The organism is Dactylosporangium sp. NPDC050688 (assembly GCF_040654515.1).
GTDB lineage: Bacteria > Actinomycetota > Actinomycetes > Mycobacteriales > Micromonosporaceae > Dactylosporangium.
Window position 1 is genome coordinate 52,203 of the sequence record NZ_JBFAIC010000063.1, and the last position, 16,361, is coordinate 68,563.

The following is a 16,361-nucleotide window of genomic DNA, read 5'->3' on the forward strand; positions in this document are numbered from 1 at the left end:
ACCTGGCAACGGTCACCACGCAGGCCGAGACCCGCGAGCGGGTACGAGCAGCCTACCCGGATGTCGACCAGCGCACCGTGGACAACTACGCGATCCAGCTGATCGCGTTCCGCTCGAAGATGACCGTCGGGGACATCGTGCTCTTCCTCCGGCGCACCAGCCCGGACGTGGCGGTCGGCCGACTGGCCGGGGACTACCGCTACAGGACCGACCTGCCCGGGGGCATCCGTCACACCCGCCCGGTGCAGTGGGCCCGCACCGACGTGCCGCGTGCTTCGCTGGAGGCCGAGGTGCGCGCGTTACCGTCGCTGACCACCGTCTACCGGATCACCCAGGCGGAGAGCGTCGCCCGGCTCGAACAGCTACTCGCTGCCGGCCAGCCGCTGCTGTCGCCACCCGAGCTGCCCGTCGCGACCAACGGTTCCGCGCCGTTCACCGGTCTGCAGCGCAACCTCAGCTACGCGCGTAGCCTGGCCACCGCAGGGCAGCACCTGGATCAGCTCAAGGTCGGATCCTTCGAGGTCTCCGATGTCTACCGGGCAGCCTGGGTTCAGAGCGTCGCCGCACTCGACCATTGGGTACGCCAGGAGATCCGCTGCCGAATGCTTGCCCTGGCAGCCCAGCCGGCGACACCGAAACCGCGCGCGTTCTCGGCCTTCGAGATTCCGCTCGGCCTGGTCGAGCAGGTACAGGCCGGCGAGAAGACCCTGGTCGATGCTCTCGACCAGCGACTGCGCGAGCAGGGCCACCTCGTCTACCAGAACCCGGACAAGATCCGCGAAGGGTTTGCGCTTGTCCACGACACGACGAACTTTTGGAACCGGGTCGCGCTTGTCCTGACCCGGCAGAGCGACGACGGTGTTGCCTTCACCGGCAAACAGGTCCAGCTGGAGTTGCGCCAGCTCGTACAACGACGGCACAAGATCGCCCACGAGTACGACGAGGACCCAGACGATGCCACCCGCAAACGCCCGATCGACGGCGCCACCACCACCCAGACGATCGACTACATCGAACAGGTCGCGGCGGCGATCCTCGTCGTCCTCGACTCCCCGGTCGACTGACCACAACCGGCAGGGCCGGACCGCACCGCCTTCGGTGTCGGCCACGTCAGCGCCTGCCAGAGTGCATGACCGAACGGATCACGGTCGCCCAGACGAGCGAGGATAGCGTCGAGCGAGTTCGGTTCACGGGTCATCGGGCACCCGCCCGACTCCGTGACCTGCCCAAAGGCAGCGGCAGCGGATCACCGGCGATCGTGGCTACCGGGTTCGCATGGTGATGCCTCCGGCCCACCAGAGGTGCAGGTCAGGGCCGGTGCGACGAGCACCGGCCCTGACCTTTGGAGGCTCGTACAGCAACGAAGTACAGCAACAGGGCCTACGTCGACCAAGGTGCGGTGCCACTGGGTCGCCACCTCCCGTACCTACGCTGGTCCCGGTGCAGGGATCCGCGTGAGGTTCTGAAATGCCGCTGTTCCCGAGTACCCGATCAGGAAGCCGACCAGCGCCCCACCCCAGAAATCCTCAACAGTCACAAAAGACTGGGTTTCAGATTTGCGAGCCGAGAACACCGCAGCGGCCATACTCAAGATCGCAGCAAGAATGATCGGCATCCACGCAGAGCGCCAGTCGAGCGAACTCAGATTTCCCGAAGATTGCTGTAGCAGTCTCCCTACCGCCCCGCCTACCGCTCCGATCACCGAACCGAGCATTACCGAATGCATAGCCGCCCGAATTGCGACCGTAAATTGAACTGTATTCGAGAATACCTCCGCCGTGGCTTCCGGTTCGAAGCTGTAATGCACGACAAGGTTCAAGCGATAGGTGGCGGGCAGAAAGAATGGATTACGTGCGGTGGAGAGTGTGATGGTCATCGCATCTTCACACCCGGGCATGAGGGCAGAACCTTCGGGAAGTGATCCACGCAACGCGACATAGCTCTCATTATCAGAACCGTCGAAGTTGACAGTCGAGGCATCCCAAAGGGTCACGTGCATCGGCCGGTTGCGTGCACTTACATTGAGCGTAGAAGCGTCGCGCACTGAGATCGTGTCGAACGCGCCCTTGGAGGCGGTGAAAATCAAGCGATCCTGGAGTTCGTCGATCTGTCTCCGCAGTCTGTGTATGCGCACCACGTCATTGTCGGTCCGATTCTCCGAATCCTCTAGATCCTTCAATTCGGCTCGCCTGGTTTCGATAAGCGACATAACTGCATCGATTGCAGACGACCGATCGGTCGAAGGCTTGCCCTTATCGCCCTCTTTTTCGTTTGATGGTCGAGCGGTATCAGCAACCTTCTGGCGGACCGTCGCTGGTAGATTGGTGACTACTCGATGGATCCAGACAGGGCGGTCGAATGGGTTCTTGACGTGAAGGTACAGAGCAAAATCTTCGCCCGAAAAGATTTGTGGCGATGAGAGGTTGACGGTCAGGTCAAGCAGGCCTTGCCTACCATCTGCGTCGCCCGTAACCCGCATGTGCTTCTGCTCCGCTGCCGTCAAGTCAGATCCAAGGTTAGTCGGAATGCGTCAATAAATTCTCGGCTCAGCTCCGCGTGTTCACCTCATCTGATCGGCGCCTCTTAGCCTTCTCTCAGTGGCGGCGTAGGCACCGTCCAGTCTTCTTCGCAGCCGATCATCTATGAGGCGCTACCCAAACTTCTCTCTGGCGCCGAGCCGCCTCAGCGCATCGCGGGTTTTCTGTGAGGAGACCTGGCCGCAAGTCCGTCGGGCGTCGCGGACGGTAATACGCGGGACGCCTGCAGCGAGGCAGCGGCGGTCCCAGTAGCGATTGAAGTTCCTTGGCTCGATCGGAATGCCGAACTTGGTAGTGAACAGCAGACGGAGGCCGTGCCAGAGTGGGCCGGCCTCGGCGCTGTCGCGTTCGGTGTCGAGGTGGCGTTGCCGAACGGCTACGGCGCAGATCGGTGGGAGCGGAAGGCCGGCGTCGGACGTCGGGGTCTTCGTCTCGCGGTGGAGGAGCTGCGAGCCGATGCGCTGGAGTTGCCGATCAATTTGGAGCGTGACGTCGTACTCGGCGACGCAGTCGACGCAGAAGCTCTCCCGGTGTTCCTTGCAGCGCCTGTCCCAGCCGGCCCAGTCGATCGCGTCGTCGGTAAGGCCTAGCATCTCGCCCTTGCGGAGGCCGAGCACGAGGACCAGGACGTACGCGGCGTACAGCGGGTCGCCATCAGCGCGGGCCGACTCCAAGAACTTGCGCGCGTCGTCGGTGCCCCACGAGTTGCGTCGGGCGGGACGTTGGACAGGGAGTCGCAGGTGCTTCGCCACGTTGCGCGACGCGGTCTCCTCCATCATCGCCTGGCCGAGCATCGACCGGAGCGTGCGGCGGATGTGGCCGAGGGACGTCGGTGACAGCGTCGACTTGCAGCAACGGCGGACCGCGCAGCAGCGACGTTTGCCCTTCGGCCGGCGCTCGTCGCGGCCCTGGGCGCAGCACTGGCAGGTCCGAGCAACCTCGTTGATCCATGTCTGCGCGTCGCGGGCGGGCAGGTTCAGCTTCTTCTTGCCGAGGCCCGGGACGATGTACAGGCGGCAGGCAACCTCGTACGCGACGTACGTCCCCGGCGACAGGTTGGGCTTGACGATCTCCTCCAGCCAGTACGCGGCGTAGCTGGCGATCGTCGGGGTCTTCGTGGCGACGGGACCCTTGGCAGCCTCCGCGTGCAGCTTGACCCACTTGTCGTGAACCTCTTCGCGGGTCTTGCCGTAGACGTACTTGCGGGTGCGCTTGCCGTCGGGCTTCATCACCCAGACGTACGCGGCGAAGCCGTTGCGGTGCGGATAGATCAAGGCGCCTTCGGCGCAGCCCGGATGCGGTCACCCGGCTCGGCGTGCAAGCGGCGCCCGGCGCAAGCGCCGGCGCCGTAAGCCCGTCCGGCCGGGACGCCACGTCTGGGCCGGACGATGCGCTCTTGAAAGACAGCAGTCGGCTCGCGGCTCGTCGGAGCTCGGCCAGACGATGACTCGGGTTCATCGGGCGTGTTGCTCGTAGCTCCCGGCAGACACCGGTCGCTGCGCTCCCTGCCATCCCGACGTGTAGTTGCCCTCTTGCCTCCGGCGGGGCCTCCAGCCGGGGGCCTCTGGGTTCCGGCGGGGCTTAAGTCGCGCTGGCCTGGCGCTATGCGTAAATCTTGACGATGACCGCTTCACCGCTGGCGGCGGCGGCGTGGAAGAGCTCCGCGACTGCCTGTGCATCTCTGCGCAGCCGCGGCATCCAATCCTCCGCTCCCCATCCTCCCCATCCCAACTCCACGATCTCGGCGTCGAGCGCGACACGATGTTCCTCGACCCAGCGGTCAAGTGGTGCCTCGGCGAATAGGGCCGCCACCTGACGCACGTCATCCGGAGGCATAGTGCCAACCAGCCAGGCCTCGTCCCAGTCCCGTGGTAGACGTCCGAACAGCGCCTCGGCCGGAGCCTGGGATGCGTCGGTCACCCCGAAGCGGATCAGTGCTTTCATCAAGTCGCCGGTGTCCTCAGCGCAGACCACGACCCCCTGACGCTGTTCGCTGCGGAACAGGTCGCTGCCCTCGGACGGGACCAGGTTCCAAAGCTGTTCAGAGCTGTAGCCACTGATCGCTTCCGCCGACGTCCTTCTCCAGTAGTGGTCAACTCCCATGAGACCCCCCGTTCGTTGCGTCGATGCGCTTCACCGCACGCTCTGCGCTTGCGCGCACTGCCGCGGCACATAGCCCTGAGAGGGTCGCATGCCCTCAGGAAGTACAGCAGCAAAGTACAGCAACCAACCGCACCAAGCCGGACCTCAGCGAAGCAAAACCCGTTGTGTAGCAACGAATCCAGCTTCACCAAACCGAACTGCCGCGACTCCGTAGGTTCAGGGTTCGAGTTCCTGGCGGCCCACCACTTGACCTGCGGCTTTACGCTGTCGGTCTGTCCTGTGGACGACGGTTGATCGCCGCGCGCTTCTTCCCGCTCCTGCTCTTTCTCGGTCCGTTCGGGTGCGCTGCGGCGGCCTGACCTGCGGTTTTACGATTCGCCAGCCGTCGGAGAGGCCACAAGTCGCGGATCGGGCGCCGTGGTCGCAGTACTCGTTACGGCGCTTCTTGATCTGTTTCTGGACCGCACGTGCCGCGGTGAGCACGAGTTCGGCGGTGGCCGCCGAAGCCAAGCACAAACGAGACGGCCGACCCGGCGGAGTACGACACCATCCGCCGGGCCGGCACTGCGGTGTTGACGCTCCCTCAGCGCTAGGCGACGACCGTCAGGATCAACGGCCCGCCGGGCGGGTTGTCGCGGTTGGGGTAGCCGAGCTGGACGTAATTGCCGGCCGCATCGGTGAGCGTGAACCCGATCGTGTACTGCCCGACTGGCAGCACCCCCACGTGGGCGGAGATGTTCAACGCGCCGTCGGCACCCTCCTGGATGCCGCCCGAGCCGCCGCCGACCGAGTGGCCTTCGGCGTTGAAGACCGTCGTGCTGAACTGCGTGACCGGTGCGGGCGAGCTGGTGTCGACCACCACGTTGATGCCGATGCCCCACGCCGTCTCCAGCTCGGCCTGGGTCCAGGTCGACTTCGGCAGTGCCGAGGACAGCACGACCGGCGGCACCGTGTCCGGCTTGCGGGTGACGACCAGGCCTAGGCCGGCGTTGCCGTACGAGGTGCCGTAGAGCGCCAGATCACCGCTGGCATCGTCCAACGCGATGCCGGTGATGTCGCAGCGGCTCAGGAAGGTCGGCACGACCATCTCCACCGAGACGGTCCCGTCCACAGCGACTTGCGGTACGGTGTCGCGCTGCCAGCAGCTGGACGTCAGCCGCACCGAGGTGATGGCGCCCTGTGCGCCGGCCGGCCGCATGCTGACCCGGACCGTCGCCTCCTGCCGCCAGTTGTCGACCTCGGTGGCGCTGAGGGCGAATCCGCTCGCACTCAGCGGCGCGTTGCGCGTGGTCCGCACGTTGTTGGACACCGCGACCGTGTGATCGCCGGTGCGCCCGGTCGTGTCGGTCAGCTCCACGCCCGCCACCCGCCACACGCCCGCCGGTGCCATGACCGGCAGCGTGACGGAGAGGTCGCACTGCACCCATTGGTTGTCATAGTTCTGCGAGTCGCCGCACATCCAGGTGTACGGGTTGACCTTGACGAGCTCGAACGCGGTGGTCACGCGGGCACCGCCGGGACCGGCCAGCTTCAGCTTGCCCTTCCAGAACCCGGCCTGCTCCAGGATGGAGAGCTGATACTTCAGGGTCACCGGCGCGGTGCCCTGGAAGAACTCGCTTTGGAACCCGCGGGCGAACGTCTCCAGTTCGGGCACCGCGGTGTCCACGAGCTCGGTGGCGGCGACCGAGCTGTCGAACCTCGACAGCGCCCCCTTGTCCAGGCTCTTGCTGTTGCCGCGGTCGTCGGTCGCGGTGAACCGGGTGACCCGCCAAGTTACCTGCTCGGCCGGCCCGTACTGCGGCACAACGAAGTTGAGGGTGTAGGACGACTGCTGGGCGGTCGCACTCCACCAGTCGTCCGCGAATACCTCGGCGATCCCGTCCGGCTGCAGGGCCCAGGTGTAGCCCTTCACCGGTCCGACGGCGGTGGTGCCGTTGAACAGCCGCAGCTCGACGGAGCCACGGATTGTGGTCGCGGTGGTGTCAGCGTCGGCGACCGCCCACTTGAGCTCCACCGACGCCGGCCCGCCGGTGGCGTCGACGGTGTCGGCGGCGAAGCCGAGCGAGGTAATGTTGATCTTCGACCGGTCGGCGGCGGCCGGCGCGGCCGCGGCTGCACCGGCTGGTGCGATCGTTGCGAGAGATGCGATGGCAGCCGTGATGAGGACGCGCTGTCGCAGGGGTGTCAAAGGTTCCTCCCGTGAAGAAACGCCCCGCAGCATGGGGGCGCACCCGGATCATATGACCGCACCCGGTTCGCGGAATGCCCAAAGTATCGACGCTTGTTTATCAGCGCTAGGGTGGCCTTCACTGCTGGTCGAGGCGTTGCGCAACCGTCACTTTGACTGTTTCCTGGCCCGGGGCGCAGCAGCGCGCGGCCGACGACGGCGTGATCCGGCACCGGCCGGCGTTACCCTTTTCATCCGTTCGAGTCCGAGGCGGCCCACCACCTGGCTACCGCGGCAGTCGCCGCGGGGCGGGGGGTTCCCACCCCGCACCCCCATGCGCCGCTCGCGGCAGCTTCAGCGCTTCCGCGACCCATCCCGGTGGTCACCGTCAAGGTATGGGGCCATGGCGTGGGGCAGCCAGGCGCGATCCGCGTCAGGCGTCCGGGAGTCCTTCCCGAAGGTGGTAACAGCGTCGATCTGTTCGGCGTGCAGCGGCGTGAGTGCGCAGATCAGCTCGCCTCGGGTTCAGAGGCGGGGAAGGTCATCCGGCCAGCCTTCCGACCTGGGCGAAGCCGGGAACGGTACCTCGGTCGTGCGCCCTGCCATCGCCTCAATGTCGTCGGCGCGGAGGCAGAGCGTCGCGGCCATGCGGAGTAGGTATTTCGGTTCCGGCAGGCGGCAGTCGGTCATTGTGATGTTGACCGTGCGCTGCGCGAGAAACGTCGCGTAGGCCATTGCCTTTCGGGTCAGGTTCCGGACCCTCATCAGTCGCCGGAACGCGGCGCCGAACGTCACCGTTTCCGACGCCGGTAGGTTGGCCGTGCTCGCCGTACGCGGCGTGGTCGGCAAAGGCCGTGCGAACTCGAGGACCCTCGGATCGGTACCGAGCGCCGCACGTCGAGCAGCCCTTCACGCGGCGGGCGTCTCGTCCGGGTCGGTCAGGTCGTGCACCTCGCCGCCGCCTGTGCGTAGCTCCTCGATGGCTTCGTTCAGCCGGCGGGCGTTCGCCGGGCTGGCCATCAGGTACGTGGTCTCCTTCAGCGACTCGTACTCACGCAGCGAGATGATCACCGCGGACCCGTGACCGGAGCGGGTGATCACGACCTCCTCGGCGTCGTCGACGACGTGGTCGAGCATCTTGGCCAGGTTCTGCCGAAGCGCTGAGTAGCTGACCGTACGCATGGGATCCCCGAACTTCGAACCGGTCGACTGGTTGCCTAAGTATCGGCGGGAGCAGGTCGAGGGGCGAGGGGGGTCGGCGGCTCGGGTGGTGTGGGAGGGGTGGCGGTGCTCGCGCGGCACTCGGAGGGGGACATTCCGAACACACGCTTGAATTGTCGGCTGAACAGTTCGGGGTGGGTGAATCCCCAGGTGCGGGCGATGGCGTAGATGGGTCGCTCGCGGGTCAGCGGGTTCATCAGGTCTTGGCGGCAGCGGTCGAGCCGGCGGAACCTGATCTCTTCGGCGACGGGCCGCTCACTGTCGTTGAAGAGCCTGTAGAGCTCGCGTGCCGAGATGTTGTGTGCCGCGGCGACGGCCGGGACTGACAGGGACGGGTCGCTGAGGTGCGCGTCGATGAAGGCGCTGATCCGGGTGCGCATCGTCCTTCGTTTGATCTCTCCCGGCAGGGTGTCGCCGGCGCCGAGGAGTTGAGCGACGGTGGCCGCGATGAGGTCGACCAGCCGTCGGCCCAGGAAACCGGCGTCGGCCGGCTGGAACTGGTCGGGGTGGCCGGCGATGTGTCGGAGGTCCTGGGCCAGCAGCGCGCCCAAGCCGTCGCGTGAATGCAGTGGGGTTGCCAGCAGCGTTCGGACCTTGTCCGGGGATGTCGGTAGCAGCGAGTGCGGGAACAGCACGCTGACCGAACGGACCTGCTGTCCGGGGGCGAGGTCGTCGTGCTTGCCTTCGTACTGCTGGCTGAGGTCGAGCAGGGTGAAGTCGGCGGGCTCGAGCGCGGCGCTCGCGCGGCGCTGGGTGATCAGGCTGCGTCCGGCGATGGGCCAGGCGAGCTGGTACATCAGCGGGGCGGCCGCGGCCACCTGCCGGCTGGTCCGCACCACGTCGAGCGGAGGGTTGGTCATTGAGGCGATGTGCACGCCGCCCAGGTCGATGATCTCGGCGGAGGCGACGAAGTTGTCCTGGTACGGGCTGGAGAAGGTGGCGGGAGCGGCGATGGACCCGACGAGGTGCTGGTAGTAGTCGAACCGCTCGTCTGGCCGCACCTTGGTGGTGTCCACGGTGTACCGGTTGAGCATCACATCACCTCCGTGACGGCTGAGGTCATCGTGGCCGCAGCACCATCTGTGGAGTCGCCCGGGGGCGCAGCGTGGTGGTGGCCTTCGGCCGCAGGCCGATGTGCGGCGCCCCGACGATCTGGGGCCGGAACCGGCGCAGAATGCCGGCGACGACCAGCAGCACCTCGGCGACGGCGAAATGCTCACCCAGACACCTGTGGGGTCCGTGCCCGAACGGCATGTAGCCGGGCGGACGTTTGCCGTCGAACGGACGGCGGCCGGCGAACCGCTGCGGGTCGAAGCGGCCCGGTTCGGGAAACAGGCTCGGCAGGCGGTGCGTCAGGTACGCGCTGGTCAGCATGATCGACCCGGGGGAGATCGTGACGCCGTCGATCGTGTCGGCGACGGCCGTCGTGCGGGGCACCATCCAGCCGATCGGATAGAGGCGCATCGTCTCCTGCAGGACCATGTAGGTCTGCACCAGCTGCCCCAGGTGCTCCGGCCCTGCCGCGGAGCTGCCGACAACTCCGGTCACCTCGTCCATGACCTGCTCAGCGACCGGTAGGTGGGCGGCCAGCAGCATCCAGAGCCAGGTGAGGGTCACCGCGGTGGTCTCGGTACCGGCGGCGAACATCCCCACCAGATCGTCGCGGATCGCGCCCGGCGTGAACGGTGCACCAGCGTCGTCCCGGGCCGCCTTGATCCGGGTGACCAGGTCGTCGTCGCTGTCCTGGCCGCTGCTGATGAGCGGGTAGATGACCTCGTCGGCCACCCGGACCGCGCGGGCGAACGCCCGGTCGCCCGGCAGTGGAACCGCCATCGGGACCATCGGCAGGATCATGCGCCAGCCGATGGCCCCGAACGCGGTGGAGATCGCCGTGCCGAGCCGGTCGGCGTCGGCCGTGCTGATGCGGTTGCCGAAGAACACCCGGATGAGCACGTGGTGCGTGATCCGGGTCATCTCGGTGACAAGGTCGAATGGTTCGGTGCCGACCCGCTTGGCGAGCAGGTCGACCGCCTCGTCGACCGCGGCGGCGACGGCCGGCGCCAGCCGGTGCGTGTTTTGCAGGGTGTAGAGCGGCTGCAGCATCTTCCGGCTCGTCCGCCACTGTGGCCCTTCGCCGGCGATGCCGTGGCCCTCCAGTCGCTGGATGGGCTTCCACAGCATGCCCTCGCGTGGGTACCGCTCGGAGTCGCTGAGGACCCGGGCGACGTGGTCGGGGTGCAGCACCAGGTAGGGGCGCATCGCCACGGCGTTGAGCCGGACGAGGGCTCCGTCGGCTCGGGTGGCGATCCGCTCGAGGCCCGCGATCGGGTCCCGCCCCAGATCGCGGAGGATCCGGACGGCCGAGACGGTCATCGGTGCCGTTGTCGCGGAGGGGGTCGGCGTGCTCGTCATAGGTGTCTGCCATCCTCGTCGGTCCCGCATCATCCACACCGAAGGTGCCATCGATGTAGGCCACCGTACAGAGATCAAGGCACCGGCGGTCATCTGGAGCGGGCAGCGGGCAGCGTCCAGCAACGTCGTGGATACAGTTCGCGGCGCAAACCGTCATGCGCTCGGCAGAAAACGTCAGCGCCCCAACCGGACGAGAACGCCACACTTGAGCCTGTCGGAAGATCGATCAGGCCGGCTCCGGCGAGGAGACGGGGGATGCGGCAAGGTGCATGGACACCTTCCCATCGCTTCGCGTTGGTCGCGGCGGCCACAGGGTTCATTCGGCCTGAACGTCGCTCGCCCCGGGCGCTGGCCCGGGGCGAGCGACGACGGGTGGCTACCCGAGAGCTGCGTCGACCACGGTTGCCTCCATCTGCAGCAGCAGGGCCGTCAGGGCATCGCGGGTCACCGTGGTCGTGTCGATCTGGGCTCGCACGCTCAGGGCGTCGACGGCGTCGTCGACATGGACCGTCATGCGCCAGTGGAGGGCCGGCTGCGGCGGGGGCCGGCTCGATGGGTGAGTCCTCGGAGCGCCGGTTGTTGAACAGGCACAGCAGGTCGAAGTCGACGCCGCGCTCGCAGGCGATCCTGTCGATGAGCGCGTCGATGTCGCCCTGCGCGTAGTACGCGTTCTTCCGTGCGGTGAGCAGGCGGCCGTGGGTGGTTCCCGTGGCCTGCCCCAACGCGTCCGCGAACGCCGCGTACAGGAAGAACCGGTACTCCTCGACGTACCGGTCGAGCGTCGTGCCGGGCTCCAGCTCCCTGACGGCGCCCATCGCCAGCGAGCTGCCGGATGCTGCCATCTCCTTCCAGATGGCCTACTGGCCCCAGCTCAGCGGGCCCGCCCCGGCGCCGTCGCCCGTGAACGGGACGGCGATTCGCTCGACCAAGCCGCTCATCATCTCGATGGCTCCGTTCGACGGACGACACCCGGCGAGGCACTCTATTCGGCCAATGGCCGCCCCGGTTTGCCGGTGTCCGAATGGCCATTGCGCTCGATGTGCTTGATCAGTAAGTTCACCTGCTTGAGCATCCGCGGGGTCCTGCTGCCGGCTCGGGTCGTCGAGCCCGCCGAGGTGGTCATCACATGGTTCGTTCCGGCCGGGCACGCCGGCGGCCGCCGCGCTGACCGGCGGGCCGAAGTATGCAGCTCTGCCGATGCATGAGTCCTGACCTGGAGTAAGGAAGGACGGGGGATGAGACTTCCGAGTACATCGCGGTGGTCGGTACGCGCCGTTGCCCTGGCGGCGACGGCGCTGTTGCTCGCCACCGACGTCGGGGTGGCCGCCGCGGCGCCGCCGAGCGGGGAGATCCGGCCGGCCGGCACCGACGCCGTCGTCGCCGGCAGCTACGTGGTGGTGCTGAAGGACGGCCAGCAGGGCGTCGACACCGCCGTCCGGGCGCTCACGGGCAGGTACGGCGGCAGGGTCGGGCACGTCTTCCGCAGGGCGGTGCACGGCTTCGAGGTCTCGATGGACGAGACCGCGGCCAAGCGGCTCGCCGCGGACAGCGCCGTGCAGTACGTGCAGCGCAACGGGATCTACCGGATCTCCGGGATCGAGACGAGCGCGCCGTGGGGACTGGACCGGATCGACCAGCGGAACCGGCCGCTGGACGGCTCGTACACGTACCCGAACGCGGCCGCGAACGTGCACGCGTACATCCTCGACACCGGCATCCGCCTCACGCACACGGACCTCGGCGGGCGGGCGGCCACCGGCTTCGACGCGATCACCACGGGCGGCACGGCCGCCGACTGCCACGGCCACGGCACGCACGTCGCGGGCACGGTCGGCGGCTCGTCCTACGGCGTGGCGAAGGGTGCCCAGCTGGTCGCCGTACGCGTCCTCGACTGCAGCGGCAACGGCACCACGGCGCAGGTCGTGGCGGGTGTCGACTGGGTGACGGCCAACGCGGTCAAGCCGGCGGTGGCGAACATGAGCCTCGGCGGTCCCGAGGACACCGTGCTGGACGACGCGGTGGCGGCCTCGATCGCCTCCGGCGTCACGTACGCTGTCGCCGCCGGCAACGGCGACTCGCGGGGCAACCCGCTGGACGCCTGCGACTCCTCGCCGGCCCAAGTCCCTACGGCGATCACGGTCGGCGCCACGGACAGCGCCGACAACCGGGCGTCGTTCTCGAACTACGGCACCTGCCTCGACATCTTCGCCCCGGGCGTCGACATCACGTCGTCCTGGTACACCGGCGACACCGCGACGAAGACCATCAGCGGCACGTCGATGGCGACACCGCACGTGGCGGGCGCCGCGGCGCTCGTGGCGTCGGCGAACCCGGACTGGAACCCGGAACAGATCCGCAACTACCTGGTGAGCAACGCCACCACCGGCGTCGTGGCCGGGCCGGGCAGCGGCTCGCCCAACACCCTGCTCCACGTCGTGAACCCCGCGCCGTCCAGCGACTTCTCGCTGGCGGTCTCGCCCGCGTCGCGCACGGTGGACGTGGGCGGCTCGACCACCGCGACGGTGAGCACCGCGACCACGGCGGGCGGCGCGCAGACCATCTCGCTGTCCGTCAGCGGTCTGCCCAGCGGGGCGACCGCGTCGTTCAGCCCGGCGTCGCTCACCTCGGGCGGCTCGTCGACGATCTCGATCGCGACGAGTGCGTCCACGCCGTCGGGCAACTACGGCATCACCGTCATCGGTACCGGCAGCACGACGACGCGCACCACGCTGCTGCGGCTCACGGTGAAGTCGCCCGAGGGTTCGTACTTCGCGCTCGCCCCCAGCCGTATCCTCGACACCCGCGAGGGCAACGGCGCCCCGATCGGGCCCCTGGGACCGGGCCAGACCCTGCACCTGCAGGTGACCGGTCGCGGCGGCGTCCCGGCCACCGGCGTGTCGACGGTCCTGCTCAACGTGACCGTCACCGGTCCGACGTCGGCGGGGTACCTCACTGTCTACCCGTCCGGCATCACCCGGCCGACGGCGTCCAACCTCAACTTCACCGCCGGCTGGACCGGCGCGAACGCGGTCACGGTCCAGGTCGGCGCCGGGGGCAAGGTCGACATCTTCAACCCCGCCGGCAACGTGAGCGTCATCGCGGACGTCGTCGGCTACTACGCGACGGCGGCGCACCCCACGACCGGTGGTGACTACTGGTCGGACGCCCCGACCCGGGTCCTCGACACCCGCAGCGACGGTTTCGGGCCGCTCGAGCCGTTCGGCGGCGTGCTCCTGCCGCTCGACTACGGTAGCGAGCTCAGCCCGCACATCAAGGCACTGGCCGTCAACATCACCACGGTCGACGGGTCGGCCGGCGGCTACCTGACGGCATGGAGCGGGTCGGGCCCACCCCCGACCGCCTCCACGGTCAACTTCGGCGCCAGGGCGGTGGTGTCCAACTTCGCGGTCGTCCCGACCGCACCGTGCACCATCCACCCCAGCTGTTACGGACTGCCGCAGATCGCCGTCTACAACGGCTCCGGCGGCACGACGCACGTCATCGTCGACATCTTCGGCTTCTACGACGACGGCTTCACCGGACAAGGCATGCGGTTCCACCCGATCACGCCCACCCGGATCGCCGACACCCGCGACGGTATCGGCGCCGGCCGGCTCCAGCCGAACAGCAGCACGGTCATTCAGGCGCCGGACGCGGTGACCCACCAGCGGTCCCCCGCGATCGTCGCAAACGTGACCGGCGTGAACCCGTCGAATTCCACCTACCTGTCCCTGTACGCCTATGGTGACGCGAAACCCGCCGTCAGTAACCTCAACCTGACAGCGCGCGAGGTGCGGCCCAATGTGGCCTATATCGCGCTGGGCGACAATGGCAAATACGTCGTGTACAACGCGGCGTGGACCGTCGATCTGGTTATCGACGTCGCCGGCACGTTCGAATTGCAGGGCGGCACGGCCATGCAGGCCAACGCGGCCGCCGGGGCGCCGAAACCCGGCGGGACCGGGCCACGGCCGGCCGGCGCGTTCCGGTTCCCGGTCGGATAGCACCCGCCCGGACCGGTCCGTAGGGATCGGCGGAAAACAACGACGACGGCGCCACCGCGGCGATGCGACCGCGGTGGCGCCGTCGCGTTGTGCCGGCGCGCGCGACGGCACCGGCCGCTCAGAGAATTCAATTGGTGAATGCCGACAGAAACCGGACTGGGTAAGGAATTCGGGCTGAACCGTCCCTTGTGGAGGAAGTACCGGGTCGGTACTGTGCGAACGTTCTTCGCATCAATGCGACAACAACGGGGAGTAACATGCGTCTTACGCGCACAGTAGGTAGCCTCTTCGGGGCCGTGGCGCTCGCCGCGGTCATGCTGCCGGCGCAGGCCGACGCGGCGCCGGTTGCGAAGGTCGCCGCCGCCGACGTCGTCGACCCGTCGACGCCCGAGGGCACCTTTTTCCCGCTCACCCCCACCCGCATCCTCGACACCCGGGAAGGCAACGGTGCACCCACCGGGCCGCTGGGTGCCGGACAGACCCTGCAGCTGCAGGTCGGCGGCCGGGGCGGCGTGCCGAGCACCGGCGTCTCCGCGGTGGTGCTCAACCTGACGGCGACCGGCCCCACGTCGTCGGGCTTCCTCACCGTCTACCCGAGCGGGTTGGCCCGGCCCACCGTGTCCAACCTGAACTTCACGCCCGGCTGGACCGGCGCCAACGCGGTCACGGTGCCGCTGGGCACCGGGGGCAAGATCGACATCTACAACCCGGCCGGCAACATCAGCGTCATCGCCGATGTCGTCGGCTACTACGCTGACAAGACCGCCCCCACCAAGGGCGGCAACTACCGGCAGGTCATCCCGGGCCGGGTGCTCGACACCCGCGAGGACGGCTTCGGCCCGATCGGCCCCTTCGAGTCGGTCCCGGTCCCGGTCACCTTCGGTGACGGCACCTACGACAGCCACGTGCGTGCCTTCGCCGTGAACATCACCGCGGTCGACGCCTCCCTCGGTGGCTACCTCACCGCGTGGAACGGGATCGACACCCGGCCGACCGCGTCCACGCTGAACTTCGGCAAGAGCGTGGCCGTGCCGAACTTCGCGGTCGTGCCCACCGCGAAGTGCGGCCTGATCTTCGATGATTGCGGCGACTCGCCGATGATCGGCATCTACAACGGCTCCAGCGGCACGACGCACATCATCGTGGACATCGTCGGCTACTACGACGACAGCACGCTCGGCGGTCTCCGGTTCGTCCCGATCGACCCGACGCGGATCACCGACACCCGCGACGCCAACGCTCCGCTCGGCCCGAACAGCGTCAGGACCTTCCCCGCCTCGTCGGTCAGTGGCGACCAGACCTACGCGCTCGTCACGAACGTGACCGGCATCAACCCGTCGAACGCGACCTACCTGACCCTGTGGTCGGGCGAGGGCTCCAGGCCCGTGGTCAGCAACCTCAACCTGCTCCGGAACGAGGTGCGCGCGAACGCCGCGTACGTGTCCATCGACGACAACTTCACGTACTCGGTCTACAACCCGGCGAACACGGTGCACATGGCGCTGGACGTGACCGGCACCTTCGAACTGCCGGTCGCCGCCAGCGGCCAGTCCGCTGCGGCGTTCGGCGGGGAGTCGGCGACCGGCCTGCCGCGCCGCAGGTAGGCAGTACCCCACCCGTCACGCCGCACCACGGCGTGACGGGTGGCCCAGGCAAGGATCGACGGCGTCACCGGAAGCCATCCGGTGACGCCGTCGCCGTCAGGGCGGTCGGGGAGGGGCTTTACTGCGCCCGCAGGCTCTGGGTGTACGCCTCGCAGGTGGCGAGGTCCGGCAGCCGTCCGGCGTCGCGCATCTGCGCCAGCGACGGGGCGGCGGCGTCACGGGCGGACAGCTGCGGCTCCTCGACCGGCCACACGATGCCGAGGTCCGGGTCGAGGGGGTGGATGCCGTGCTCCCCCGTCGGGTTGTAGCTCTC

13 protein-coding genes are annotated in these 16,361 nt (G+C 68.0%); 3 read left to right on the plus strand and 10 right to left on the minus strand.

Annotated elements, in window-relative coordinates; all coding sequences use genetic code 11:
• Positions 1-77: 77 nt before the first annotated feature.
• Complete coding sequence (locus AB0H83_RS40370) at positions 78-1,064, plus strand: hypothetical protein (RefSeq protein WP_360105166.1); 987 nt, start codon at positions 78-80, stop codon at positions 1,062-1,064.
• A gap of 362 nt (positions 1,065-1,426) precedes the next feature.
• On the opposite strand, the gene AB0H83_RS40375 is transcribed toward AB0H83_RS40370, so the two are convergent.
• The 9 genes from AB0H83_RS40375 to AB0H83_RS40415 form a co-directional block, all read right to left on the minus strand.
• Entirely contained in the window at positions 1,427-2,503 is a 1,077-nt protein-coding gene (locus tag AB0H83_RS40375; protein WP_360105169.1) for a hypothetical protein, read from the minus strand.
• 147 nt (positions 2,504-2,650) lie between these two features.
• Complete coding sequence (locus tag AB0H83_RS40380; RefSeq protein ID WP_360105202.1) at positions 2,651-3,766, minus strand: site-specific integrase; 1,116 nt, start codon at positions 3,764-3,766, stop codon at positions 2,651-2,653.
• A gap of 373 nt (positions 3,767-4,139) precedes the next feature.
• The gene (locus tag AB0H83_RS40385; RefSeq protein WP_360105172.1) at positions 4,140-4,640 is read right to left on the minus strand and encodes a hypothetical protein; all 501 of its coding nucleotides are present in this window, start codon (positions 4,638-4,640) and stop codon (positions 4,140-4,142) included.
• A 589-nt stretch (positions 4,641-5,229) separates the two neighbouring features.
• Positions 5,230-6,828 carry a hypothetical protein gene (locus AB0H83_RS40390; protein ID WP_360105175.1) on the minus strand — a complete coding sequence of 533 codons (1,599 nt, stop codon included), beginning with the start codon at positions 6,826-6,828 and terminating at the stop codon, positions 5,230-5,232.
• Between the two features lie 504 nt (positions 6,829-7,332).
• A complete protein-coding gene (locus AB0H83_RS40395) occupies positions 7,333-7,602 on the minus strand; it encodes a hypothetical protein (protein ID WP_360105178.1) in 270 nt (89 codons plus the stop codon).
• A gap of 114 nt (positions 7,603-7,716) precedes the next feature.
• Positions 7,717-7,989, minus strand: a complete 273-nt coding sequence (locus tag AB0H83_RS40400; RefSeq protein WP_360105181.1) for a type II toxin-antitoxin system prevent-host-death family antitoxin — start codon at positions 7,987-7,989, stop codon at positions 7,717-7,719.
• Positions 7,990-8,024: 35 nt separating this feature from the next.
• Complete coding sequence (locus tag AB0H83_RS40405; RefSeq protein WP_360105184.1) at positions 8,025-9,062, minus strand: helix-turn-helix domain-containing protein; 1,038 nt, start codon at positions 9,060-9,062, stop codon at positions 8,025-8,027.
• A 25-nt stretch (positions 9,063-9,087) separates the two neighbouring features.
• Positions 9,088-10,401, minus strand: a complete 1,314-nt coding sequence (locus AB0H83_RS40410) for a cytochrome P450 (RefSeq protein ID WP_360105187.1) — start codon at positions 10,399-10,401, stop codon at positions 9,088-9,090.
• 415 nt (positions 10,402-10,816) lie between these two features.
• Positions 10,817-10,954 carry a hypothetical protein gene (locus AB0H83_RS40415; protein WP_360105190.1) on the minus strand — a complete coding sequence of 46 codons (138 nt, stop codon included), beginning with the start codon at positions 10,952-10,954 and terminating at the stop codon, positions 10,817-10,819.
• A 721-nt stretch (positions 10,955-11,675) separates the two neighbouring features.
• On the opposite strand from AB0H83_RS40415, the gene AB0H83_RS40420 reads away from it, so the two are divergent.
• Both AB0H83_RS40420 and AB0H83_RS40425 read left to right on the plus strand, forming a co-directional pair.
• Positions 11,676-14,444: a S8 family peptidase gene (locus AB0H83_RS40420; protein ID WP_360105193.1), complete on the plus strand. Its 2,769-nt coding sequence runs from the start codon at positions 11,676-11,678 to the stop codon at positions 14,442-14,444.
• A 296-nt stretch (positions 14,445-14,740) separates the two neighbouring features.
• The gene (locus tag AB0H83_RS40425; protein ID WP_360105196.1) at positions 14,741-16,048 is read left to right on the plus strand and encodes a hypothetical protein; all 1,308 of its coding nucleotides are present in this window, start codon (positions 14,741-14,743) and stop codon (positions 16,046-16,048) included.
• 118 nt (positions 16,049-16,166) lie between these two features.
• On the opposite strand, the gene AB0H83_RS40430 is transcribed toward AB0H83_RS40425, so the two are convergent.
• A partial coding sequence (locus tag AB0H83_RS40430; protein WP_360090468.1) for a dTDP-4-dehydrorhamnose 3,5-epimerase family protein occupies positions 16,167-16,361 on the minus strand: 195 nt, incomplete at its 5' end.